Annotated in this window: 21 protein-coding genes, 1 tRNA gene and 1 pseudogene; 15 read left to right on the top strand and 8 right to left on the bottom strand. The window is 60.6% G+C overall.

What is annotated here, in order from left to right:
* The 5 genes from FSO04_RS48695 to FSO04_RS05355 all read left to right on the top strand — a co-directional run.
* On the top strand, nt 1–209 hold a 209-nt coding region (locus FSO04_RS48695; protein ID WP_154558708.1), incomplete at its 5' end, for an NAD(P)-binding protein.
* A gap of 131 nt (nt 210–340) precedes the next feature.
* A complete protein-coding gene (gene bufA1 / locus FSO04_RS05370) occupies nt 341–652 on the top strand; it encodes a BufA1 family periplasmic bufferin-type metallophore (protein WP_154558707.1) in 312 nt (103 codons plus the stop codon).
* Nucleotides 653–667: 15 nt separating this feature from the next.
* The gene (bufB, locus tag FSO04_RS05365; protein ID WP_154558706.1) at nt 668–1,558 is read left to right on the top strand and encodes an MNIO family bufferin maturase; all 891 of its coding nucleotides are present in this window, start codon (nt 668–670) and stop codon (nt 1,556–1,558) included.
* Nucleotides 1,530–2,345, top strand: coding sequence for an HvfC/BufC N-terminal domain-containing protein (locus FSO04_RS05360; RefSeq protein WP_154558705.1), 816 nt, complete (start codon nt 1,530–1,532; stop codon nt 2,343–2,345). Before bufB ends, FSO04_RS05360 begins: the two co-directional genes overlap by 29 nt.
* Complete coding sequence (locus FSO04_RS05355; protein ID WP_154558715.1) at nt 2,345–2,824, top strand: DoxX family protein; 480 nt, start codon at nt 2,345–2,347, stop codon at nt 2,822–2,824. Before FSO04_RS05360 ends, FSO04_RS05355 begins: the two co-directional genes overlap by 1 nt.
* A 107-nt stretch (nt 2,825–2,931) precedes the next feature.
* Here FSO04_RS05355 and FSO04_RS05350 read toward each other — a convergent pair.
* From FSO04_RS05350 to FSO04_RS05335, 4 genes are all read right to left on the bottom strand, one after another.
* A tRNA-Met gene (locus tag FSO04_RS05350) sits at nt 2,932–3,008 on the bottom strand.
* A gap of 86 nt (nt 3,009–3,094) precedes the next feature.
* Entirely contained in the window at nt 3,095–4,753 is a 1,659-nt protein-coding gene (locus FSO04_RS05345) for an MFS transporter (protein WP_154558704.1), read from the bottom strand.
* Between the two features lie 230 nt (nt 4,754–4,983).
* Nucleotides 4,984–6,522: a sensor histidine kinase gene (locus FSO04_RS05340; RefSeq protein ID WP_154558703.1), complete on the bottom strand. Its 1,539-nt coding sequence runs from the start codon at nt 6,520–6,522 to the stop codon at nt 4,984–4,986.
* A gap of 9 nt (nt 6,523–6,531) precedes the next feature.
* Nucleotides 6,532–7,320: a response regulator transcription factor gene (locus tag FSO04_RS05335; RefSeq protein WP_154558702.1), complete on the bottom strand. Its 789-nt coding sequence runs from the start codon at nt 7,318–7,320 to the stop codon at nt 6,532–6,534.
* A 233-nt stretch (nt 7,321–7,553) separates the two neighbouring features.
* Here FSO04_RS05335 and recA point away from each other — a divergent pair, with 233 nt between their 5' ends.
* The 8 genes from recA to FSO04_RS05295 all read left to right on the top strand — a co-directional run bounded on the left by recA (nt 7,554) and on the right by FSO04_RS05295 (nt 16,346).
* On the top strand, nt 7,554–8,630 hold the full coding sequence (recA, locus tag FSO04_RS05330) for a recombinase RecA (RefSeq protein WP_054034441.1): 1,077 nt from the start codon (nt 7,554–7,556) through the stop codon (nt 8,628–8,630).
* Between the two features lie 10 nt (nt 8,631–8,640).
* A complete protein-coding gene (gene recX, locus FSO04_RS05325; protein WP_168435570.1) occupies nt 8,641–9,588 on the top strand; it encodes a recombination regulator RecX in 948 nt (315 codons plus the stop codon).
* A gap of 185 nt (nt 9,589–9,773) precedes the next feature.
* Nucleotides 9,774–10,523, top strand: a complete 750-nt coding sequence (locus tag FSO04_RS05320; protein WP_154558701.1) for a DUF2889 domain-containing protein — start codon at nt 9,774–9,776, stop codon at nt 10,521–10,523.
* On the top strand, nt 10,520–11,689 hold the full coding sequence (gene sucC, locus FSO04_RS05315) for an ADP-forming succinate--CoA ligase subunit beta (RefSeq protein WP_120303042.1): 1,170 nt from the start codon (nt 10,520–10,522) through the stop codon (nt 11,687–11,689). Before FSO04_RS05320 ends, sucC begins: the two co-directional genes overlap by 4 nt.
* Before the next feature lie 126 nt (nt 11,690–11,815).
* Entirely contained in the window at nt 11,816–12,697 is an 882-nt protein-coding gene (gene sucD, locus FSO04_RS05310) for a succinate--CoA ligase subunit alpha (RefSeq protein ID WP_030101039.1), read from the top strand.
* Nucleotides 12,698–12,842: 145 nt separating this feature from the next.
* Nucleotides 12,843–13,547: a TerC family protein gene (locus tag FSO04_RS05305; RefSeq protein ID WP_154558700.1), complete on the top strand. Its 705-nt coding sequence runs from the start codon at nt 12,843–12,845 to the stop codon at nt 13,545–13,547.
* Between the two features lie 249 nt (nt 13,548–13,796).
* Nucleotides 13,797–14,426: a pilin gene (locus FSO04_RS05300; RefSeq protein WP_154558699.1), complete on the top strand. Its 630-nt coding sequence runs from the start codon at nt 13,797–13,799 to the stop codon at nt 14,424–14,426.
* A gap of 135 nt (nt 14,427–14,561) precedes the next feature.
* Nucleotides 14,562–16,346, top strand: a complete 1,785-nt coding sequence (locus FSO04_RS05295) for a PglL family O-oligosaccharyltransferase (protein WP_154558698.1) — start codon at nt 14,562–14,564, stop codon at nt 16,344–16,346.
* Nucleotides 16,347–16,415: 69 nt separating this feature from the next.
* Here FSO04_RS05295 and moaC read toward each other — a convergent pair.
* Nucleotides 16,416–16,511 (bottom strand): annotated as a pseudogene (gene moaC, locus FSO04_RS05290) (cyclic pyranopterin monophosphate synthase MoaC); the annotation flags it as partial.
* A 550-nt stretch (nt 16,512–17,061) separates the two neighbouring features.
* Here moaC and FSO04_RS05285 point away from each other — a divergent pair.
* Complete coding sequence (locus tag FSO04_RS05285) at nt 17,062–17,325, top strand: hypothetical protein (protein ID WP_154558697.1); 264 nt, start codon at nt 17,062–17,064, stop codon at nt 17,323–17,325.
* Between the two features lie 74 nt (nt 17,326–17,399).
* On the opposite strand, the gene FSO04_RS46265 is transcribed toward FSO04_RS05285, so the two are convergent.
* The 3 genes from FSO04_RS46265 to phaP all read right to left on the bottom strand — a co-directional run bounded on the left by FSO04_RS46265 (nt 17,400) and on the right by phaP (nt 18,475).
* Nucleotides 17,400–17,552 carry a hypothetical protein gene (locus FSO04_RS46265; protein WP_166618148.1) on the bottom strand — a complete coding sequence of 51 codons (153 nt, stop codon included), beginning with the start codon at nt 17,550–17,552 and terminating at the stop codon, nt 17,400–17,402.
* 119 nt (nt 17,553–17,671) lie between these two features.
* On the bottom strand, nt 17,672–17,869 hold the full coding sequence (locus FSO04_RS05280) for a hypothetical protein (protein ID WP_154558696.1): 198 nt from the start codon (nt 17,867–17,869) through the stop codon (nt 17,672–17,674).
* Nucleotides 17,870–17,968: 99 nt separating this feature from the next.
* Nucleotides 17,969–18,475 carry a TIGR01841 family phasin gene (gene phaP, locus FSO04_RS05275; RefSeq protein ID WP_154558695.1) on the bottom strand — a complete coding sequence of 169 codons (507 nt, stop codon included), beginning with the start codon at nt 18,473–18,475 and terminating at the stop codon, nt 17,969–17,971.
* A 218-nt stretch (nt 18,476–18,693) separates the two neighbouring features.
* Here phaP and FSO04_RS05270 point away from each other — a divergent pair, with 218 nt between their 5' ends.
* Nucleotides 18,694–19,107, top strand: coding sequence for an NUDIX hydrolase (locus tag FSO04_RS05270; RefSeq protein ID WP_154558694.1), 414 nt, complete (start codon nt 18,694–18,696; stop codon nt 19,105–19,107).
* The last annotated feature ends 1,151 nt before the right edge of the window (nt 19,108–20,258 follow it).

Below are 20,258 nucleotides of genomic sequence, written 5' to 3'. Positions count from 1 at the left end.
CGGCGGCGCTCGCCCGTCAGGGACGACGGGTACTAGTGCTCGAGCAGCACAGCGTGGCCGGCGGCCTCACCCAGACCTTTACGCGTGGGGACTGGACCTTCGCTACGGGTGTGCATTACATCGGCGGGTGGGGGCGAACAGCTAGCGCCAGCGGGCGGAGCCGGGCGGCTCCCGCGGGGGGGGGGGTGGGAGGGGGTGCCGGAGCATGAGGAAATTTTGCTGCGCGGTCGATAGTTTGTCACGCAGAAAAAGTTTGATTGGGCCGTAACCTTTTGCGGCGACTGACCGAACTTCATTAGACGGCCGGAATGCCGGGCCGCAACCCTCAGGAGGAAACGTGATGAATAAACGTGTTATGGCCGCCTCGGCCTTTTCGTCGGCAATCGGGCTGGCACTTGCCATGCAGACGGTACCGCTCCAGGCCCAGACCATGAAGGAAATGCCGAAAGTTGTGAAAGACAACATGGCGAGGATGGCGGCAAACAAACTGGAGAAGTGTTACGGAGTCAACGCCGTATCGAAAAACGACTGCGCTGAAGGCGCACACTCCTGCGCCGGACAAGCGACGCAGGCACGCGACACGAAGTCGTTCGTTCTGTTGCCCGCCGGGGATTGCAGCAAAATCCAGGGCGGCAAGTTGAAGCCAGCTTGAGCAGGCGGGGATTTCATGGATGCTGCTTCCGTTGCGTCGCAATTTGCGCATGACCTGATTCCGGCATGCGCCGGGGTCGGGCTGCGCTTTCGACACCATCAGGAGGTTGTCGAAGAGCAGCCGGTGGCCGCCTGGTTCGAGGTGCATACCGAGAATTACATGGGCGGGGGCAGCGCTCCGGCATATCTCGACGCCATTCGACGGGACTATCCAATCTCGCTCCATGGGGTGGGACTTTCTTTGGGCAGCGCCGAAGGCATCGATGTTCGACATCTCGAGAGTGTGCGCGATGTCATGAAGCGTGTTGAGCCCGGGCTGGTTTCTGAACACCTGTCCTGGAGCCTAAGCGATGGCGTCTACCTCGCCGACCTGCTGCCGCTGCCGATGACGGAAGAAGCGCTGAGCATTGTCTGCACGAACGTCGACAGGACCCAAACCTACCTGCAGCGTCGGATTTCGTTAGAAAACCCATCGAGCTATCTGCGGTTCCGCCACTCAACCATCCCCGAATGGGAATTCCTTGCGGAGGTCGCGCGCCGCACGGGATGCGGCATCCTCTGTGACGTCAACAATATCTACGTCAGTGCCAGCAATCACGGTTGGGATGCGCTGACCTATCTTGAAGCTTTGCCGCCGGAGTCAGTTACCGAGGTCCACCTGGCGGGGCACAGCATCCGGCAGCTTGACCAGGGCCAGATAATTCGCATTGACGACCACGGCTCGCGCGTCGCGCCTCCCGTGTGGGACCTGTTCGAGCTGGCACTCAAGCGTTTTGGACCGGTCCCCACGCTAGTCGAATGGGACACCGATGTGCCGGCGCTTGAGGTTCTGATGGAAGAAGCCGCAATTGCAGAGATCGCTATTGAGAGGCAGCGAAATGACAACCTGTGCGCCCACGCTGCTTGAGCTGCAATGTGCAGTCCGCAGGGACTTGCTTGGGCTTTCCGATGGAGATGCATCCGGGTATGTGGTACCGGACGGCCTGGCTCCGCAGGCGCGGCTCGCCATCTATCGAAATACGGCGAACAGTACGCTGCTTACAGCGCTAAGGCTGACTTATCCAGCCGTGCAGGCTCTGGTTGGGTCCGAATTCTTCGAAGGCGCGGCTCGACTTTTTATTGAGCAACACCCACCGTTGAACGCACAGCTAGACAGCTACGGTGCCACGTTTCCGGATTTCCTGGCACAGATGCCAGAAGCGGCGTCTCTTATCTATCTGCCAGATACGGCACGACTCGAATGGGCGGTGAATGAGGCGCTACACGCGCCAGACGCAAAGCCGCTTGACTTACGGCGCCTTGAGCAACTCGACGCAGCCGACATGCACGTCGTAAGGTTTTTGCCGAGCCCGGCCGCGCGGGTACTTGAGTCGCCGTTTCCCGTCGATGCCATCTGGCACGCAGTGTTGTCACGGGACGACAGCGCACTGGCAAACATCAATCTGACTGCTGACCGGGTCTGTTTGTATATCCACCGAGGGCCTTCGGGTGTGGAGGTGAACCGCATGGCGGAGGGCCAATGCCGGTTCACGGCTGCCTTGATTGCGGGGCGCCCCTTGCATGATGCCCTTGTCGACGTGCCGGACGCGGAGACATCCGTCTGGCTCGCACACCTTCTTGCATCAGGATGCTTTGTCGACATCCGCCTATCAAATGAGGCATCCAGCCAAACTATTGGGAGGCAAGTCACGTGATGCCGGAATCTCAATCCGCTCATCGCAGTTCAATACTGATTGACCGCGCACTGCGCGCCGTTGGGCGGTTGGAGCGAGTGCCGCATACAGTTCTCGCGCTTCCACTGAGGCTCGCTGTTGCAACGGTCTTCTGGAACTCGGCGATGACCAAACTGGCCGACTGGAATGCCGCGCTCGAGTTATTCAGGGAAGACTATCGACTACCGTTGCTTCCTCCCGAGGTTGCAGCCTACCTGGCGGTGTCAATTGAACTAACGACACCTGTTCTACTTGTGCTCGGCCTGGCGACGCGACCCGTAGCAGTGGTCCTGCTCGGCATGACAACCGTAATTGAGGTGTTCGTGTATCCGCAGGCATGGCCCACGCACATTCAATGGGCTGCCATGCTGCTGGTCTTACTGTGTCGGGGTGCCGGCAAATGGTCATTGGACTACTGGCTATACAGACGCTTTAGTAGTCGCCCGGCGTCAAGGGTGTAACGCGATGAATCTAAAATGGAAGCGTGTTATGCGCCGTTTAGGAGCATTTTCCCGTTCGGAAACAAAAAAGCCGCTGACCTTGTGGATCAGCGGCTTCTTCTTGCAACTGGTGGCGAATCAGGGACTCGAACCCCGGACCTGCGGATTATGATTCCGTCGCTCTAACCAACTGAGCTAATTCGCCGAAAGAAGCGAGATTATGAGGATAGGGCCGGGGGCTGTCAACCCCCGGCGCGCAACTTTTTTAAATTGCCCGGGCTATCCGGCGTTTCAGTCCCTCGCGTAAATATCCGAGTCCTTGGTTTCCCTGACGAACAGCATGCCGATCACGAGCGTGACGAGCGCGACCACAATCGGATACCACAGCCCCGAGTAGATGTTGCCCTTGGCCGCTACGATCGCGAAGGCGGTCGCCGGCAGGAAGCCGCCGAACCAGCCATTGCCGATGTGATACGGCAGCGACATCGAGGTATAGCGGATGCGCGTCGGGAACATCTCCACCAGCATCGCCGCAATCGGCCCGTAGACCATCGTCACGTAGATCATCATGATCGTCAGGATCACCACGCTCATTGGCCAGTTGATCTGCGACGGATCGGCCTTCGGCGGATAGCCGGCGGTCTTCAGTGTGGTCGCCAGGGTCTTGTCGAACACCTTGCCCTGGTCCTTGGCGTCGGCGGCCTTGCCGTCATACGTGTTGATCACCGTATCGCCCACCTTGATCTCCGCCAGCGAGCCCGCCGGCGCCGCGACGTTCTCGTAGTTCAAGCCGGCCTTCGAGAGCGCGCTCTTGGCGATGTCGCAGGAACTCGTGAACTTCGCCGTGCCGACCGGATTGAACTGGAACGAACACTCGTCCGGGTTCGCAATCACGACGATCGGTGCTTTTGCCGTTGCGGTTTCCAGCGCCGGGTTCGTGTAGTGAGTCAGCGCCTTGAACAGCGGGAAGTACGTGCAGGCAGCAATCAGCAGGCCGGCCATGATGATCGGCTTGCGGCCGATGCGGTCCGACAGCGAGCCGAAGAACAGGAAGAACGGCGTGCCGATCAGGAGCGCGATCGCGATCAGGATGTTGGACGTCGCGCCGTCGACTTTCAGCGTCTGCGTCAGGAAGAACAGCGTGTAGAACTGACCTGTGTACCAGACCACGGCCTGGCCGGCGGTCAGGCCGATCAGCGCGAGGATCACGATCTTCAGGTTCTTCCACTGGCCAAATGCTTCAGTCAGCGGCGCCTTCGAGGTTTTGCCTTCAGCCTTGATGCGCGCGAACACCGGCGATTCATTCAGTTGCAGGCGAATCCATACCGACACGCCGAGCAGGAAGATCGACGCGAGGAACGGAATGCGCCAGCCCCAGGCGCCGAACGCGTCTTCGCCCATGGCCGTGCGTGCGCCGAGAATCACCAGTAGCGAGAGGAACAGGCCGAGCGTGGCGGTGGTCTGGATCCACGCGGTGTAGAAACCGCGGCGTCCCGCCGGCGCATGTTCCGCGACGTACGTGGCCGCACCGCCGTATTCGCCGCCGAGTGCAAGACCTTGCAGCAAGCGCATCGCGATGAAGATCACCGGCGACGCAATGCCGATCGACGCATAACCGGGCAGGAAGCCGACCAGGAAGGTCGACAGGCCCATGATCACGATTGTGATGAGGAACGTGTATTTGCGCCCGACCATATCGCCGAGGCGGCCGAATACGATCGCGCCGAACGGCCGTACCGCGAAGCCCGCGGCGAAGCTCAGAAGCGTAAAGATGAAAGCGGCAGTCGGATTGACGCCGGAGAAGAAGCTCTTGCTGATGAAGATGGCGAGTGAGCCGGCCAGATAGAAGTCGTACCACTCGAAAACCGTACCCAGCGACGATGCGAAGATCACCCGCTTCTCATCGCGCGTCATCGGTACGTGCGAGATTTGCCCGCCAACGGTAGCCATATGTCGTCTCCAATATTGATATGTGCACGCGGTCCGCCGGCAAAGGCGTTCCCGTGGAACCGATTATTGGAGTGGAAACTTACGGCGTACTGACGTGGAGGGGTGAAATGGCAGTTTCAGGCGTAGAGAGGGGAATTCCATCAAAACGCGGCAATTGACGCCTAAGTTCTTGTAATTTTTGACAAACGTATCTCAATATGGCGCCGGCCCAAGCGTCGATTTTTGCGCTCTTAGGGTAAGTCCCGTCCCTGTTCGAGTACGTGCAAGCTGACACGCACGAGGGTTCCGGCAAGCCGTGGGGAGGTTTGGTAGACGTTATCGTCGATGGTCATCTCCCCGCCGTGCATCGTCGTGATCTCGCGGACGATCGCAAGCCCAAGGCCGCTGCCGTCGCCTTCGCGGCCGAGAATCCGATAAAAACGCTCGACCACCCGCGAGCGCTCGGCCACCGGAATGCCGAGCCCGGTGTCTTCTACTTCCAGATGCACGAGTCGCGCCGTCACGTCGTGCCGCACCCGCACGGTGATCCGTCCGCCAGCCGGCGTGTAGCGGATCGCGTTGTCGATCAGATTCGACAGCATTTCCCGCAGCATGACCGGATTGCCGTCGACTTCGACCGGCTCTTCGGGGGCTTCGTAGCCGAGGTCCATCTGCTTGGCGAGCGCAGCCTGAACCCAGTCGCGCACCGCGCTGCGCGCCACCTCGGTCACCTCAACCGGCGTGAAAATCTGGCCCGACATGCGATTTTCCGCGCGCGCCAGCGCCAGCAACTGGGTGACGAGACGCGCCGCATGCTCCGAACTGGTGGCGATCTGTTCGAGCGAGCGGTGGACTTCCTCGGAGGCGTCCTGGCGCAGCGCAAGCTCGGCCTGGGTGCGCAGACCGGCAAGCGGCGTTTTCATCTGATGCGCGGCGTCGGCGATAAAGCGCTTCTGCAACTCCATGTTCTGTTCGAGGCGCGTCAGCAGATCGTTGAACGACGTCACCAGCGGCTCGATTTCCGGCGGCGCGCGGCGGGCTTCGAGCGGCGACAGATCGTCCGGGCGGCGCGCGCGAATATGCGCCTGCAGGGCATGCAGCGGCGCGAGTCCACGCGACAGGCCGAACCACACCAGCAGGATCGCCAGCGGCAGGATCACGAACTGCGGCAGGATCACGCCTTTGATGATGTCGTTGGCAAGCTGGCTGCGTTTGTCGAGCGTCTCGGCGACCTGCACCAGCACCGGCTGAGCACCGGGCGTTTGCGGAAACTCGACGGTCGTATAGGCGACGCGGATATCGTTGCCGCGCAGCACGTCGTCGCGGAATTCCACGAGGCCAGGCGGCGGCCGGTCTTCCTCGTGCGGCAACGGCATGTCGCGCTCGCCGCCCACCAGTTCGCCGCGCGTGCCGAGCACCTGATAGAAGACGCTGTCGACATTGTCGGTGCGCAGAAAGTCGCGGGTGGAGTCGGGCAGCGACAGCTCCGCCACGCCGTTGATCGGATGGATCTGGCGGGCGAGCACGTAGGCGTCGGTTTCGAGCGCGCGGTCGAACGGGCCATTGGCGATCGACTTGGCGACCAGGTAGGTGACCGCGAGGCTCATCGGCCAAAGCAGCAGAAGCGGCGCCAGCATCCAGTCCAGAATTTCGCCGAACAGCGAGCGTGGGCGCGCTTCGGCGGCGGCTTCGGTCTCGTCGGGCGGGGCGAACGGATTGGCGTAGCGCTCGTCGCGCACCTCGTCGAGGTCCGCCGCGTGCGCCGTGGCGCGATCTGCGCGTGCGGACATGGAGGCCCCCTATTTGAAGTGATGGCTCGCGGGCATCGCGGCCGAGGGGGACGAAGAGGGCGAGGAGGGCGGCTCGGATTCGGCGGGCGGGTTGGCGCTCTGGTTCGCGTTCATGTTCACGTTTGGCGGCAGGGCGGCTTTCTCGAGGCAGTACCCGAGGCCCCGCACAGTAATGATGCGTACGCCGCTCGGCTCGATCTTCTTGCGCAGCCGATGCACGTAGACTTCGATCGCGTTATTGCTGACTTCTTCGCCCCATTCGCACAGATGGTCGACGAGCTGTTCCTTCGACACCAGCCGGCCGATCCGCTGCAGCAGCACTTCGAGCAAACCAAGTTCGCGCGCCGACAGGTCGATCACCTGCTCGTTGACATAGGCGATCCGGCCAACCTGGTCGAACGACAGCGAACCGTGCCGCACCACCGTCGGGCCGCCGCCGGCGCCACGCCGGGTCAGGGCGCGCACGCGCGCCTCGAGTTCGTTCAGCGCGAAAGGTTTGGCCATGTAGTCATCGGCGCCGAGATCGAGGCCTTTGACGCGTTCGTCCACGCTGTCCGCCGCCGTGAGGATGAGCACCGGCACGGTCGAGTTGCGGGCGCGCAGGCGGCGCAGCACCTCGAGCCCGGACATGCGGGGCAGGCCCAGATCGAGGATCAGCAGGTCGAAAGTTTGCATCGACAGGGCGGTGTCGGCCTCGACGCCGTTCTTCACATGATCGACGGCATAGGCCGATTGGCGGAGTGATCGAACCAGACCGTCCGCGAGTATGCTGTCGTCTTCGGCAATCAGAATTCGCATGGTGCGCAAGCCTGGCCTTGCCGGCACCGTGGGGTGTCCCCCCGGCGCACAGCGGTCTCCGAAAATTATTGTGGGTAGTTGGGCAGCGCGACGGTAAAAATGCGCGTTCGCATGAGAATCGCGCTTGCCAAAACTACTGTTTTTTTATACAGTGTCTGAGTTTCGTGTGCTGTCCTCCAAAACTAGGCTGCACATCTGCCTCAGACGCCGTTCATCATAGCAAAGGACGATTCATGGAAGAAAGCAAGAAAGGCTCGGCTGGACTGACTGCTGAAAAGAGCAAGGCACTCGCTGCCGCGCTTGCGCAGATCGAAAAGCAGTTCGGCAAAGGGTCGGTCATGCGGCTCGGCGCAGGTGAGGCGGTCGAAGATATCCAGGTGGTCTCAACGGGATCACTCGGCCTCGATATCGCGCTGGGCGTCGGCGGTTTGCCGCGTGGCCGGGTGGTCGAAATTTACGGTCCGGAGTCGTCCGGTAAAACCACGCTGACGCTGCAAGTCGTCGCTGAAATGCAAAAGCTCGGCGGCACGGCAGCGTTTATCGACGCGGAGCACGCGCTGGATATCCAGTACGCGGGCAAGCTCGGCGTGAACGTCAACGACCTGCTGGTTTCGCAGCCGGACACCGGCGAACAGGCGCTCGAAATCGCCGACGCACTGGTGCGCTCGGGCTCGATCGACATGATCGTGATCGACTCGGTCGCGGCACTCGTGCCGAAGGCTGAAATCGAAGGCGAAATGGGCGACTCGCTGCCGGGTCTGCAAGCGCGTCTGATGTCGCAAGCGCTGCGCAAGCTCACCGGCACGATCAAGCGTACCAACTGCCTCGTGATCTTCATCAACCAGATCCGTATGAAGATCGGTGTGATGTTCGGCAACCCGGAAACCACCACGGGCGGTAACGCGCTGAAGTTCTACGCGTCGGTGCGTCTGGACATTCGCCGGATCGGTTCGATCAAGAAGAACGACGAAGTGATCGGTAACGAAACGCGCGTGAAGGTGGTGAAGAACAAGGTTGCGCCGCCGTTCCGCGAAGCGATTTTCGACATTCTGTATGGCGAGGGCATTTCCCGTCAGGGCGAAGTCATCGACCTCGGCGTGCAGGCCAAGATCGTCGACAAGGCCGGCGCCTGGTACAGCTACAACGGCGAACGTATTGGTCAGGGTAAGGACAACGCGCGCGAATTCCTGCGCGAAAATCCGGACATCGCTCGTGAGATCGAAAACCGCATCCGCGAATCGCTGGGCGTGAATGCCATGGCGGAAGTGGCGACCGGTGCGGCCGCTGAAGTCGCGGGCGAAGAAGAGTAACCAGCACGTGATACGCAAGGGCCGGCCGCCGTCCAACGCTGGACACAACGCGGACGGCCCGCGTGACGGTGGCGACGATTCGTTCGAATCGTCGTCATCCTCTTCATCGCCGCCTTCCTCCTCTTCGACTTCCCGGTCCACCCGGTCGTTTGGGCGGTCGTCGGGAAAGTCGTCTAGCAGTTCGTCCGGTAGTTCGTTTAGTCGTTCGTCCGGTTCATCGTTCGGCAAATCTTCTGGAAGCTCGTTCGGGCGTTCCACTTCACGTTCGCCGCGCGATCCTGCCGGCAATGCTGCCCCTGGCCGCTCATACGCATCAGATCCCGATTCCTTTGCCGCAGCCGGCGAAGCCGATCCCTTCGAATCGTTCGACGCGCACGATCGCGCCGCAGGTCGCCAGCCGCAGTCTGATCCCTCTGCGCAGGCTGAAGCGGACCCGTCCGAAACCACCTATACCCGCTCGCGCCGCACGCCTGGCGAGGCGAAGCCGGAACAGGACGATGCAAAAAAATCCCAACGCCCGGCCCGTTCGCTAAAAGGACGTGCGCTCGGCTATTTGTCCCGGCGTGAATACAGCCGCTCCGAACTGGCGCGCAAGCTTAAGCCGTTCGTCGAGGAAACCGATTCGCTCGATACCTTGCTCGATTCGCTGGAAGCCGAAAACTGGCTGTCCGACTCGCGGTTTGCTGAAAGCCTGATCCATCGGCGCTCGTCGCGCTTGGGCGCGAGCCGGATCGTCGGCGAATTGAAGCAGCATGCGGTGGACCAAACGCTGGTCGAAGAAGCCAGTGCGCAACTGCGCGAAACCGAACTGGCGCGCGCTCAAGCCGTTTGGCGGAAAAAATTCGACCGGCTTCCCGAAACTGCCGCCGAGCGGGCCAAGCAGGCGCGCTTTCTGGCATCGCGCGGTTTCTCGGGCGCTACGATTGGCAAAATTCTCAAAGGGTTCGACGAGGAGTGAAGCGGCGACTAGCTGCGCTATCCCGTTTGACGTACAGCGCGTGCCGGATACCTGTGCGGTTCCCACTTTGAGATAGCACCTGCCGCGCTCTCCGGCCTGCTGGGCGGCCCTGCGCATTCCGGCCTGTCTCAAATACCCAGTATGCTAAAATTCGTGGGTTTTCCAATCCGGCCTTTCCTTCCCGCATGCCGCTCTCCCCGCCAGTATCCCGTCAGTTGCGCCATCGTCGCGCAATCAGAGCGGAAGCCTATGAGCGAGCCGATGGCCTGTGGGATGTGGAAGCGTGCTTGACCGACGAAAAACCGCGCGATGTGGTGCTTGCGTCGGGCGTCCGGCCCAATGGTCAGCCGATCCATGAACTCTGGCTTCGCATCACCATCGATCGCAAGCTCAACGTCGTCGACGCCGAAGCGTCGTCCGACTGGGTGCCCTATCCAGGCTTGTGCCAAGCCAGCAATCCCGCCTACCGTGCCCTCATCGGGCTCAATCTGTTCCACAACTTCCGTCGCGATGCTGCCCGTTTGCTGGCCGGCACGGCCGGCTGCACGCATCTCACCGAGTTGTGCGCGCTTTTGCCGACCGCCGCAATCCAGGCGTTCGCCGGCGACGTGTGGAACACCAATGAAGACACGCCGGGCGCAGCGGCGAGTTCCGGGACCGAGCAGTCCAGAAGCAAAGACAGCACAGACGAGCATTCCAACAACAAACCGCCATTCCAGTTGGGACGCTGCCACGCGCTGCGTTTCGACGGCGAGGCGGTGCAACAGTTTTATCCGCGCTGGTATGGCCGCGCTCCGTATACAGCGGATCGCGCGGCATCGTCAGGCGACGGGGCAGCCCGCCAGACAGGTGAGGGCGGCAACGCGTCCGGCATGAACGACGGCAGCGGAAACGAAGTTCAATCCAACTCTCAGACTGAAGGGAATCACGCATGAAGATTCACGAGTACCAGGGTAAGGAAATCCTGCGGAAATTCGGCGTCGCGGTACCGCGCGGCAAGCCGGTCTTCTCGGTGGATGATGCGGTCAAGGCCGCGGAAGAGCTCGGCGGCCCGGTATGGGTCGTGAAGGCTCAGATCCACGCGGGTGGCCGTGGCAAGGGCGGCGGCGTGAAAGTCGCCAAGTCGCTGGAACAGGTTCGTGAATTCTCGAACCAGATCCTCGGCATGCAGCTCGTCACGCACCAGACCGGTCCGGAAGGCCAGAAGGTGAATCGTCTGCTGATCGAAGAAGGCGCTGACATCAAGAAGGAACTGTATGTCGGCCTCGTGATCGATCGCGTTTCGCAGAAGATCGTCGTGATGGCATCGAGCGAAGGCGGCATGGACGTCGAAGAAGTCGCGGAAAAGACGCCTGAGCTGATCCACAAGATCGCCGTCGACCCGTCGACCGGTCTGAAAGACGCCGAAGCCGACGAGCTCGCCACGAAGATCGGCGTGCCCGCCGCTTCGCTGCCGCAAGCGCGCGCGATCCTGCAAGGCCTGTACAAGGCATTCTGGGAAACCGACGCATCGCTGGCCGAAATCAACCCGCTGATCCTGACCGGCGACGGCAAGGTCATCGCGTTGGACGCGAAATTCAACTTCGATTCGAACGCACTGTTCCGTCATCCGGAAATCGTCGCGTATCGCGATCTGGACGAAGAAGATCCGGCTGAAGTCGAAGCGTCGAAGTTCGACCTCGCCTACATTTCGCTCGACGGCAACATCGGCTGCCTCGTGAACGGCGCTGGCCTCGCAATGGCAACGATGGACACCATCAAGCTGTTCGGCGGCGAACCGGCGAACTTCCTGGACGTGGGCGGTGGCGCCACGACCGAGAAGGTCACGGAAGCGTTCAAGATCATGCTGAAGAACCCGAACCTGACCGCGATTCTGGTCAACATTTTCGGCGGCATCATGCGCTGCGACGTGATCGCGGAAGGCGTGATCGCGGCGTCGAAGGCCGTGTCGCTGAAGGTGCCGCTCGTCGTCCGCATGAAGGGCACGAACGAAGACCTCGGCAAGAAGATGCTCGCTGAATCCGGTCTGCCGATCATCGCGGCTGACAGCATGGAAGAAGCGGCTCAGAAGGTCGTCGCGGCCGCTGCGGGCAAGGCGTAAGCCAAACCCCGAGCGCGTTTACCAGGATTACGAATGGCGGCGCGTGAGTGGCGCAACAGCGACGCGGGCGAGAACATTCCGCTTCGCGGCGCCACCGCATGACGCCAAACGAACAGAGGTCAATACATGTCGATTCTGATTAACAAAGACACCAAGGTCATCACGCAGGGCATTACCGGCAAGACCGGTCAGTTCCATACGCGTGCTTGCCGTGAATATGCAAACGGCCGCGAAGCGTACGTTGCAGGCGTGAACCCGAAGAAGGCCGGCGAAGATTTCGAAGGCATTCCTATCTACGCTAGCGTCGCTGAAGCCAAGGCTGAAACGGGCGCGACCGTGTCGGTGATTTACGTTCCGCCGGCAGGCGCTGCTGCTGCCATCTGGGAAGCCGTCGAAGCCGACCTGGATCTCGCAATCTGTATTACGGAAGGCATTCCTGTCCGTGACATGATCGAGCTCAAGGCACGCATGCGCGCAAAGAACAGCAAGACGCTGCTGCTCGGACCGAACTGCCCGGGCACGATCACGCCGGACGAACTGAAGATCGGCATCATGCCGGGTCACATCCACCGCAAGGGCCGCATCGGCGTCGTGTCGCGTTCGGGCACGCTGACGTACGAAGCAGTCGGCCAATTGACGGCAATCGGCCTCGGCCAATCGTCGGCAGTCGGTATCGGCGGCGACCCGATCAACGGTCTGAAGCACATCGACGTGATGAAGATGTTCAATGACGATCCGGAAACGGACGCCGTCATCATGATCGGCGAAATCGGCGGTCCGGACGAAGCGAATGCTGCTGAGTGGATCAAGGACAACATGAAGAAGCCGGTGGTTGGCTTTATCGCCGGTGTCACGGCGCCTCCGGGCAAGCGCATGGGCCACGCCGGCGCGCTGATCTCGGGCGGTGCGGACACGGCCGAAGCCAAGCTGGAAATCATGGACGCATGCGGTATCAAGGTTACGAAGAACCCGTCGGAAATGGCGCGTCTTCTGAAGGCGATGCTGTAAAAACGAAATTCGCGCGCAATCACGGCGCGTTTTTGATACGCTTACGAAACCCTTTCGTGAGCAGGCAGTCCTGAAAAGCGGGGGAGTCTAGACTCCCCCGCTTTTTTATTGCCCGCGCGTCCGATTCCTTCTTATTCTTTTGCTCATGCTCGAGTTCTTCGCCACGCTCCATTGGGGCGCAGTCATCCAGATCATCGTCATCGACATCCTGCTGGGTGGTGACAATGCTGTCGTGATCGCGCTTGCCTGCCGTAACCTGCCGCCTGCGCAGCGTACGAAAGGCGTGCTGTGGGGCACGGCCGGCGCCATCGTGCTGCGCGTGGCGCTGATTGCGTTCGCCGTGGCGCTGCTCGACGTGCCGTTGCTGAAATTCGCGGGCGGCCTGTTGCTGCTGTGGATCGGTGTGCGTCTGATGGCGCCCGCGCATGATGTCCACGAGAACGTCAAGCCGGCCGACAAGCTGATGTCGGCGATCAAGACTATCATCATCGCGGATGCCGTGATGAGCCTCGACAACGTGATCGCGATTGCTGGTGCGGCCGAGGCGGCCGACCCCGAGCATCGCCTTGCGCTGGTGATTTTCGGGCTGGTGGTGAGTATTCCGCTGATCGTGTGGGGCAGTCAGCTAGTGCTGAAGCTGCTCGACCGCTTTCCGATCGTCATCACGCTCGGCGCTGCTTTGCTGGGCTGGATCGCGGGTGGTCTGATCATCAACGACCCGGCCGGCGACCGCTGGCCGGTTCTGGATTCGCCGGTGGCCGAATACGGCATGAGCATCGCCGGTGCGCTGTTCGTCGTGATCCTCGGTTATCTACTCAAGCGTCGCAACGCGAATCGTGCGGCGGCTTGACTCCGAGCCTGAGTCTGAGTCTCAGTCGAGCGTCGCGGCACACGCCGCGTGGCGGGCTGGACCCGAACCTGAGGCATGAGCGGACCCGCGCAATGCGAACCGTACGCCGCCCCGATCTGACCTGAACACCACCGTGCCAGCGCAACGTTAGCCATTCGGCTGACTGTGTGGAACGCGCACCGCTGGCTACGATTGAAACGCCTGTCCCCGATTCGAGGGGCAGGCGTTTTTCGTTTCAGGAGCCTGCCGATGACCGTTACTTTGCCGTATTCCCCTTTTTCACAGTCCACGCCTTCGCCACGGAACGCGTTCGAACGAGCGCGCTGGAGCGTGCCGCTCGCACGTGCCTGCCGCCGTTTCGGTTCCGGTTTCGGCTTTACGCTGATCGAGCTGATGATCGTGCTGGCAATTGTCGGCGTGATCGCCGCCTATGCGATTCCGGCGTATCAGGACTATCTGGCCCGCAGCCGCGTTGGTGAGGGTCTCTCACTGGCTGCATCCGCGCGGCTTGCGGTGTCCGAAAACGCCGCGAGCGGCAATGCGTTTGGCGGTGGTTATGCGTCGCCGCCCGCCACCCGCAACGTCGAATCCGTTCACGTCGACGACGATACCGGGCAGATCACGGTCGCCTTCGCGACGCGCGTCGCGCCTGCCGGGTCGAACACGCTGACTCTGGTGCCATCGGTGCCGGACAATGCCGACGCGCCGACTGCGCGAATCGCCTTGAGCAAGGGCGCGGTACAGGCGGGCGCGGGCACCTGGGAATGCTTCGCCGGCGGGAAAACCGCCTCTTCGTTGCCTGCGCCAGGTGCCGGGCCCGCACCAGCCGATACGCCTTCCTTACCGTCGAACCTTGCACCGCCGGAGTGCCGCGCGTAAGCAATGGGGTGGCAGATCGGGTGAGTTGTTATCCGAACGTAAAACGCTGATTTTCGGGATATTTCAGCCCAGCCGGCGCACAGCAGGAGAATTTTTTTGTATAGTGCGCCGGTTGCTGACGCCTCCGGTTACTCGATGCCCACCCCATTTGCGCGCTACCTGTCTCTCATTCTGTTGGCTCTCGCGTTGGTGCTGCCTTACGCAGTCGCCAACCACACGTATCCGATTCCGACCTTCTACGCTGAATTCACGGCGCTCGCGCTGTATCTGCTGACGGGCGCGGGCGTCGTGCTGCTGGTGTGGACGGCGAGGCCGCGCGTGACGTTTGCGTCACCGGTGGTCGCGCTGGTGCCGTTGCTGTTCGGGCTCGTGCTGGTGGCACAGTCGGTGCTGCTGCCGGTCTCGCAGCCGTCGATGAACTGGCTCGGCGGCGGTTACCTGCTCGCCGCATTCATGGCGACGCACGCCGGCTACGGTTTCACACGCGCCAAGCTGAATGAGACAGCACTGCGCTGGGCAGCGGGGGCATTGATCATCGGTGGCCTGTTTGCGGTGTTTTGCCAGGTGATCCAGTTGTTCCACCTCGAGGTGCGCGTCTCGCCGCTGGTCGTCGCCTACAACGTGACCGTCGAGCGCCGGCCATTCGGCAATATGGCGCAGGCGAACCACCTTGCCACCTATATCGCATTCGCGATGGCGGGTGCGCTGTTCCTCGCGCAGACGCGCCGCATTGCCGTCAGCATCTGGCTGCTCGTGTCGACGATTTTTGCCGTTGGACTCGCGCTGACCGTGTCGCGTGGCCCCTGGCTGCAGATGGGCGTGATCGTGGTGGCGGGTTTCTGGATGGCCTTCGCGCAGACGCGCAGTCAGCCGCATCTTCGCCGCAGCAATCGCGAATGGCTGATTCCGATCGCGTTGGCGGTGCTGTTCTTCGTCATCAATGCATTGATCCGCTGGGCCAATGTGCACTACCACCTGGAACTTGGGCAGTCGGCGGCCGAGCGCTTCAAGGACGCCGGCCAGATCGCGCCGCGCTTGGCGCTGTGGAAGTACGGCTGGACGATGTTCAAGGCGCATCCGCTGCTGGGTGTCGGCTGGGGCGAGTTTCCGAGCTACCAGTTCGAGTATGCGAAGGCGCTGGGCGGCGTCGAGATTGCCAATAATTCGCACGACATTTTCATCGACCTGCTCGCGAAGACGGGTTTGATCGGCCTTGCGATCGTGCTGTTCGGTCTGATTACGTGGCTGGTGCGCGTGGTCCGCGCGCCGCAGAGCGCTGCGCGCGTGTTCGGCATTGCGTTGATCGGCGTGCTGGTCATGCATGCGCTGGTCGAGTATCCGCAGCAGTACATGTTCTTCCTGCTGCCGGCGATGTTCGTGTTCGGCTTGCTCGAGACACGGCCGCTGCGGCTCGTGCCGGGCCGCCTGTCATTCGGCGCGTTCAAGGTGGTAGTTTTCGGCGGGCTGGCCGCGTTGTATCCGGTGTACAAGGACTACGCGCGCGCCGAGGTGTTGTACTACGGTTCGCGGCCTGCCGAGCAGTATCGTGCGGATCCGTCGTTCCTGTTCCAGGCGTGGGGCGAGTACGGCCTTGCGACGTTGGAGCCGATGAATTCGATGAACTTGCAACACAAGCTCGCCATGCACAAGCAGGCGATTGCGCTGCTGCCAGGGGAAACCGTGCTGCGCCGGTATGCGGTGCTGCAGGCACTGAGCGGTGATACAGCGGGAGCGTTCGACACCGTCGAGCGTCTCAAGATCTTTGCTCAGGAGTTGAATGACTGGCCGTCGCAGTTGGCCTACGTGTATGAGCTGTGCGACGAGCAGAAGACGCTGACCGGCTTCAAGGCGGAACTGGTCAAGCGCTATGGCATGCCGCCAGGCGACGTCAATCAGGACGACGACAGCGAGGACGATTGAGCCGCGCTGTCGTTCTGTGGCAATAGCTTTAGCTGTAACGATGGAGCGGGGCGATGACGTTCGCAGTCATCAACCCGCCACCCAATCCCCCGACTTCCCGCCGTGCTTCTCCAGCACCTTCACATCGGTGATCGTCATACCACGATCCACCGCCTTGCACATGTCTGGATGCCGTTCGTAGCCTTGCGTGACGGTCTTATAAATCAATGACTTGCGAGCGCCGCAACATTCGATCTCGACCAATCCAGTTGGTTGAGTGGAGCGGTGTTGGAGCAGAATTGGAACAAGAAAATCTGCGCTTCCAACGCCGGTCGTAAGTTTACGCGATTACGCTGGTCGCAGGATAGTTTGAGTTCGTGGTTCATGTAACCGCGATGGCAATACAGGAGCGCCAGAATTCACACTCCATGATCTGAGAAAACTTCTCGCAAGCGTCGGCGCACAGTTGGAGATCGGGGACGCCATCTTGCGACGGATTCTGGGACACGCACCGAAGCGCGGCGACATACTGCACAGGCACTACGTCAGTCTGAGCGCTGGGGATGTTGCCGAATCGCTGGCAAGAATTCAGGCGGCGTTGCTGGTGCATGCTTCGTGATCGGATTGGGTGGGACCAAACCGACAACGCGGCAGAAACAGGACGGTGTCCGCTGCTTTGACGACCTGATCGGCGATAGAATTGCAACCCCTGCAAGATCGCGAATCGAGCGCATCAATGAAGAGAATCTACCCCTACAAAGGCTTCGAGATCGCCGTGGAGCTTGAACCAGTGTGGGAAACTGCCGGGACCGTCACGTTGTTGCCACCACGCGGCTTCGTAGCGGTCGTTCATATTCGAAGGTTGGGCGCTTCTCGTCCAACGGTTGCGCCAATACGTCTGACAGCAGATAACCAGCGGCCCTTCGCGACTGAAGCTGATGCTCTCATGACAGGGTATAGCGCCGGTCAGCGAGTAGTAGATGACAAGCTTGCACCGTGAATGCGCGCGATCAAAGGTCATATGACGCAGTTGGCGGCCTGCACCATTTCACTGCTTCATAGTCCCCGAAACTGTCAGTGTCGGGATCGGGTCCAGCGGCACCAGTCGTCCAGGTTCCTGAGCGACTTCTCACGACGATATTCGCGGCGATAGTGTCCGATCACAGCGATTGCCGCGATCAACAGCACGAACGTGCCGACCACAATCCCCATCCACGATTCACCCATCGCAGGCTCCTTCGTTACGTTCGGTTGGCAGTCGCCGACCGGTTGGCTTGATTGCAGGATGACTGTCGGCCACCGCACTGTCCGCTCCCATCAGTCCTATGCTGACAGACGGACATCGCCTAGCGAATCCGCGCAACAGCTTTCAGGACGGCATGGCCCTGCGGCGTGATGCGGGGTCGCCGGTGTCCTGACGCCAGCAGTTCAAAGATGACTAGTTGATGTTCCAGCAGCGTGTGAAGCTCCGCACGGTCCGCTTCGATCTGATCCGGTGCATCCTTGACCATCATCAACGTGGCGAATTCATGCGGACTCAACATGCGTGTCTCCTTGCGAAGCGGTCTCTCTTCGTACTGACAGGCTGAGTGCTGAACCAGATGTCCGGCGTTGTGACGACGGCTGGACATCTGAGCATCGACTTACCGATTCGCCGTGCGAGTGCCCTTCGCCGCTTCGATGGCCTGCGCAGCCGCTTTGCGCACCATCTCGCCCGCACTACTGGCGGTCGAGAACACCGACTTCGTCATGGCCGTCGCGATCTCTGTACCGGCTGGCGCGTTCTTCGCAAGGTTGTCTACAAGCGTTTGGGTGGTACGGCTGTGATGTTCATATTGGGCCGTGGCAGCGTTCATCCATTCCGCTTGGATGCCCGACGCAATGTCGCACAGTTGGCGACCGTAAGAGAGCGCCTGTTCTGCGGCTGGTTGCATCAGATTGGTTCGCCACGCGAGAAATTCTTCCGGCGTCTTAACGGACTGCGCTTCCAGCCAGTACGCTTCGCTTTTGGCAAGTGCCGACTGGACTGTTTGCAGATTCAGTTGGACCAGTCTCTGGAAGCGTTCGAATGCCTGATTTGTCAGGGCGAACAGGGTGGCGGAGTTGGCCTTCTGCACTGCGATCAGTTGCTCGGGGTCGAAAACGCTCATTCATGCACTCCTTTGTTAGCTTCTTCGAGCGCCTGACAGTTGTCAGGCAGGGATAATCTGGTGCGCGATCTCGTACCTGACTGAGCGGATGTATTGCTCATTTAGAGAAATTATTCTAACTTTGTTAAATTGGCATCTGGCATGCTTCTTTATAGGTAGATGCCCTAGTTCAGAAAGGCAGCCAGTTCGTCCCTACAGAATAGACACGCACGAAAAGCATGAAAGAGAGAGCGACAATCGTATGCATGCAGGAAGATAGGGTTCTTCTGGTTGCCAGATCGCGATCACGGTGGTCATTACCGGGCGGCACGATGCGCCGGTCTGAATCACCACTTGACGCGGCGCGGCGCGAACTCGAAGAGGAAACCTGTCTTGTCGAAGCAGAACTGACCTACCTGTTTCAGTTCGCCGGTTTCAGCAAGTCGCACCATGTTTTCTGCGCTGACATTGCTCCGCACGCGTCTCCGTGTCCTAGCAACGAGATTACGCGGTGCCATTGGTTTAGCCCGACCAAGATCGCGACGCTCTCTACGAGCGTACCAACGCGAGGAATCGTTGATGTCTTCTTCCGGTACGAGAATGGTTATCAAGTGCCATCGACCTTCGTCCACGGTCCAATGTGCACCACATAAGCGCGTTTCCTGAGGACATTTCCATTAGCGAACGGGGATGCACCATGAAGAAACTTCACAAATTGCAATCGCAAACGGCAGGGCCGGTATGGGGACTGGTCTTCGGTGTGTTCATGACAGCCGTAGGGATTGGTCTTTGGTGCTGCGCAGAGACGACATATAGTGCAGGCCGGACTGACGAGTCCGTGGCTGTCGCTTCGATGGTAATTGGGGTGTTCTCGGCTGTGTACGCGGGTCGCGAAATCCTTCATAGAAGAAATGGATGACGGGTGCGACGGCAGAATTCATGCTGAACAGCATTCACAAAGAACACGGTCCAGCGGGCTTGCTGACCTGCCCTAGTGCCAGCCTGCTTGACTGTTATTTTCAAGTTAAGTAGCGTGCATCTGTCGTGTGATCTCCACGCGGCGTGTGTATTGGGGCCGTCGCGCATGTGGACGGCCTTTTTTTCGTGTCGCTGTTTCGATTGCGGGTGGGCGGGTTGCGGTGTCGGCCATCGTCGCAGGTCACAAAGTGCATTGGCCGCGCATTCGCCGACTGTGGCAGTCGTGGGGACCATGCCGATTTCCGTGACGTGAATCGCGGTTGTGACTGATGGTCGTCTTCATTGGAAGGGTCACGACTGACCAACATGCGCGGCGACCACTGGTAGCGGATCACTGTTTCAATGGTAGATCGATTGTCTGAACCACTGTTGCGCGATCTGGTTTCACTGGTAGCAGGCGGACTGAATGGTGCGGCTGACCAGTGAATGCTGGTCTCCCGACTGTATGACATTGGTGCTGACTGTTGGTCCTGTGGACTGTGCGCGATTGTCAGTCCTGTGCCGATGCTAGGCCGACCATTCGCCAACTGTTGCAACGAATGCAGGGATCCCGATTGGCACCGTGCCGACTATTGTAGGTTGGCGACGGCGCACTGTGGATGGTGGCACGACTGTAGGGACCGCATTGTGGGTGGTGCGTCCGACTGTGCGAATGGCAACTACAGTCGGATTACATAGGACTGTGAATGTCAGACGCATTGATGGTGACTGTAAGGCACCATTATCGGATGGCGATTGCATTCAGGGCGGCACCACCAATGGTGCTGACTGTAGCCGCCGCGACTGTAGCAATGCACTTCACAACGTCACGACCCCCGCTACATTC

Source organism: Paraburkholderia madseniana (assembly GCF_009690905.1).
In the GTDB taxonomy this organism is placed as follows: Bacteria; Pseudomonadota; Gammaproteobacteria; order Burkholderiales; family Burkholderiaceae; genus Paraburkholderia; species Paraburkholderia madseniana.
Note: the sequence above shows the minus strand (reverse complement) of the source record. Positions and strands in the feature narration are given on the sequence as shown.

Coding starts and splice junctions, on each gene's coding strand:
- FSO04_RS05280 (WP_154558696.1), bottom strand. CDS start 17,869: ATGTTGAGTCCGCATGAATTCGCCACGTTGATGATGGTCAAGGATGCA.
- FSO04_RS05360 (WP_154558705.1), top strand. CDS start 1,530: ATGACAACCTGTGCGCCCACGCTGCTTGAGCTGCAATGTGCAGTCCGC.
- FSO04_RS46265 (WP_166618148.1), bottom strand. CDS start 17,552: ATGGGTGAATCGTGGATGGGGATTGTGGTCGGCACGTTCGTGCTGTTG.
- FSO04_RS05285 (WP_154558697.1), top strand. CDS start 17,062: ATGAAGAGAATCTACCCCTACAAAGGCTTCGAGATCGCCGTGGAGCTT.
- recA (WP_054034441.1), top strand. CDS start 7,554: ATGGAAGAAAGCAAGAAAGGCTCGGCTGGACTGACTGCTGAAAAGAGC.
- phaP (WP_154558695.1), bottom strand. CDS start 18,475: ATGAGCGTTTTCGACCCCGAGCAACTGATCGCAGTGCAGAAGGCCAAC.
- FSO04_RS05270 (WP_154558694.1), top strand. CDS start 18,694: ATGAAAGAGAGAGCGACAATCGTATGCATGCAGGAAGATAGGGTTCTT.
- FSO04_RS05335 (WP_154558702.1), bottom strand. CDS start 7,320: ATGCGAATTCTGATTGCCGAAGACGACAGCATACTCGCGGACGGTCTG.
- FSO04_RS05355 (WP_154558715.1), top strand. CDS start 2,345: ATGCCGGAATCTCAATCCGCTCATCGCAGTTCAATACTGATTGACCGC.
- bufA1 (WP_154558707.1), top strand. CDS start 341: ATGAATAAACGTGTTATGGCCGCCTCGGCCTTTTCGTCGGCAATCGGG.
- FSO04_RS05305 (WP_154558700.1), top strand. CDS start 12,843: ATGCTCGAGTTCTTCGCCACGCTCCATTGGGGCGCAGTCATCCAGATC.
- bufB (WP_154558706.1), top strand. CDS start 668: ATGGATGCTGCTTCCGTTGCGTCGCAATTTGCGCATGACCTGATTCCG.
- FSO04_RS05300 (WP_154558699.1), top strand. CDS start 13,797: ATGACCGTTACTTTGCCGTATTCCCCTTTTTCACAGTCCACGCCTTCG.
- FSO04_RS05320 (WP_154558701.1), top strand. CDS start 9,774: ATGCCGCTCTCCCCGCCAGTATCCCGTCAGTTGCGCCATCGTCGCGCA.
- sucC (WP_120303042.1), top strand. CDS start 10,520: ATGAAGATTCACGAGTACCAGGGTAAGGAAATCCTGCGGAAATTCGGC.
- FSO04_RS05345 (WP_154558704.1), bottom strand. CDS start 4,753: ATGGCTACCGTTGGCGGGCAAATCTCGCACGTACCGATGACGCGCGAT.
- sucD (WP_030101039.1), top strand. CDS start 11,816: ATGTCGATTCTGATTAACAAAGACACCAAGGTCATCACGCAGGGCATT.
- FSO04_RS05295 (WP_154558698.1), top strand. CDS start 14,562: ATGCCCACCCCATTTGCGCGCTACCTGTCTCTCATTCTGTTGGCTCTC.
- FSO04_RS05340 (WP_154558703.1), bottom strand. CDS start 6,522: ATGTCCGCACGCGCAGATCGCGCCACGGCGCACGCGGCGGACCTCGAC.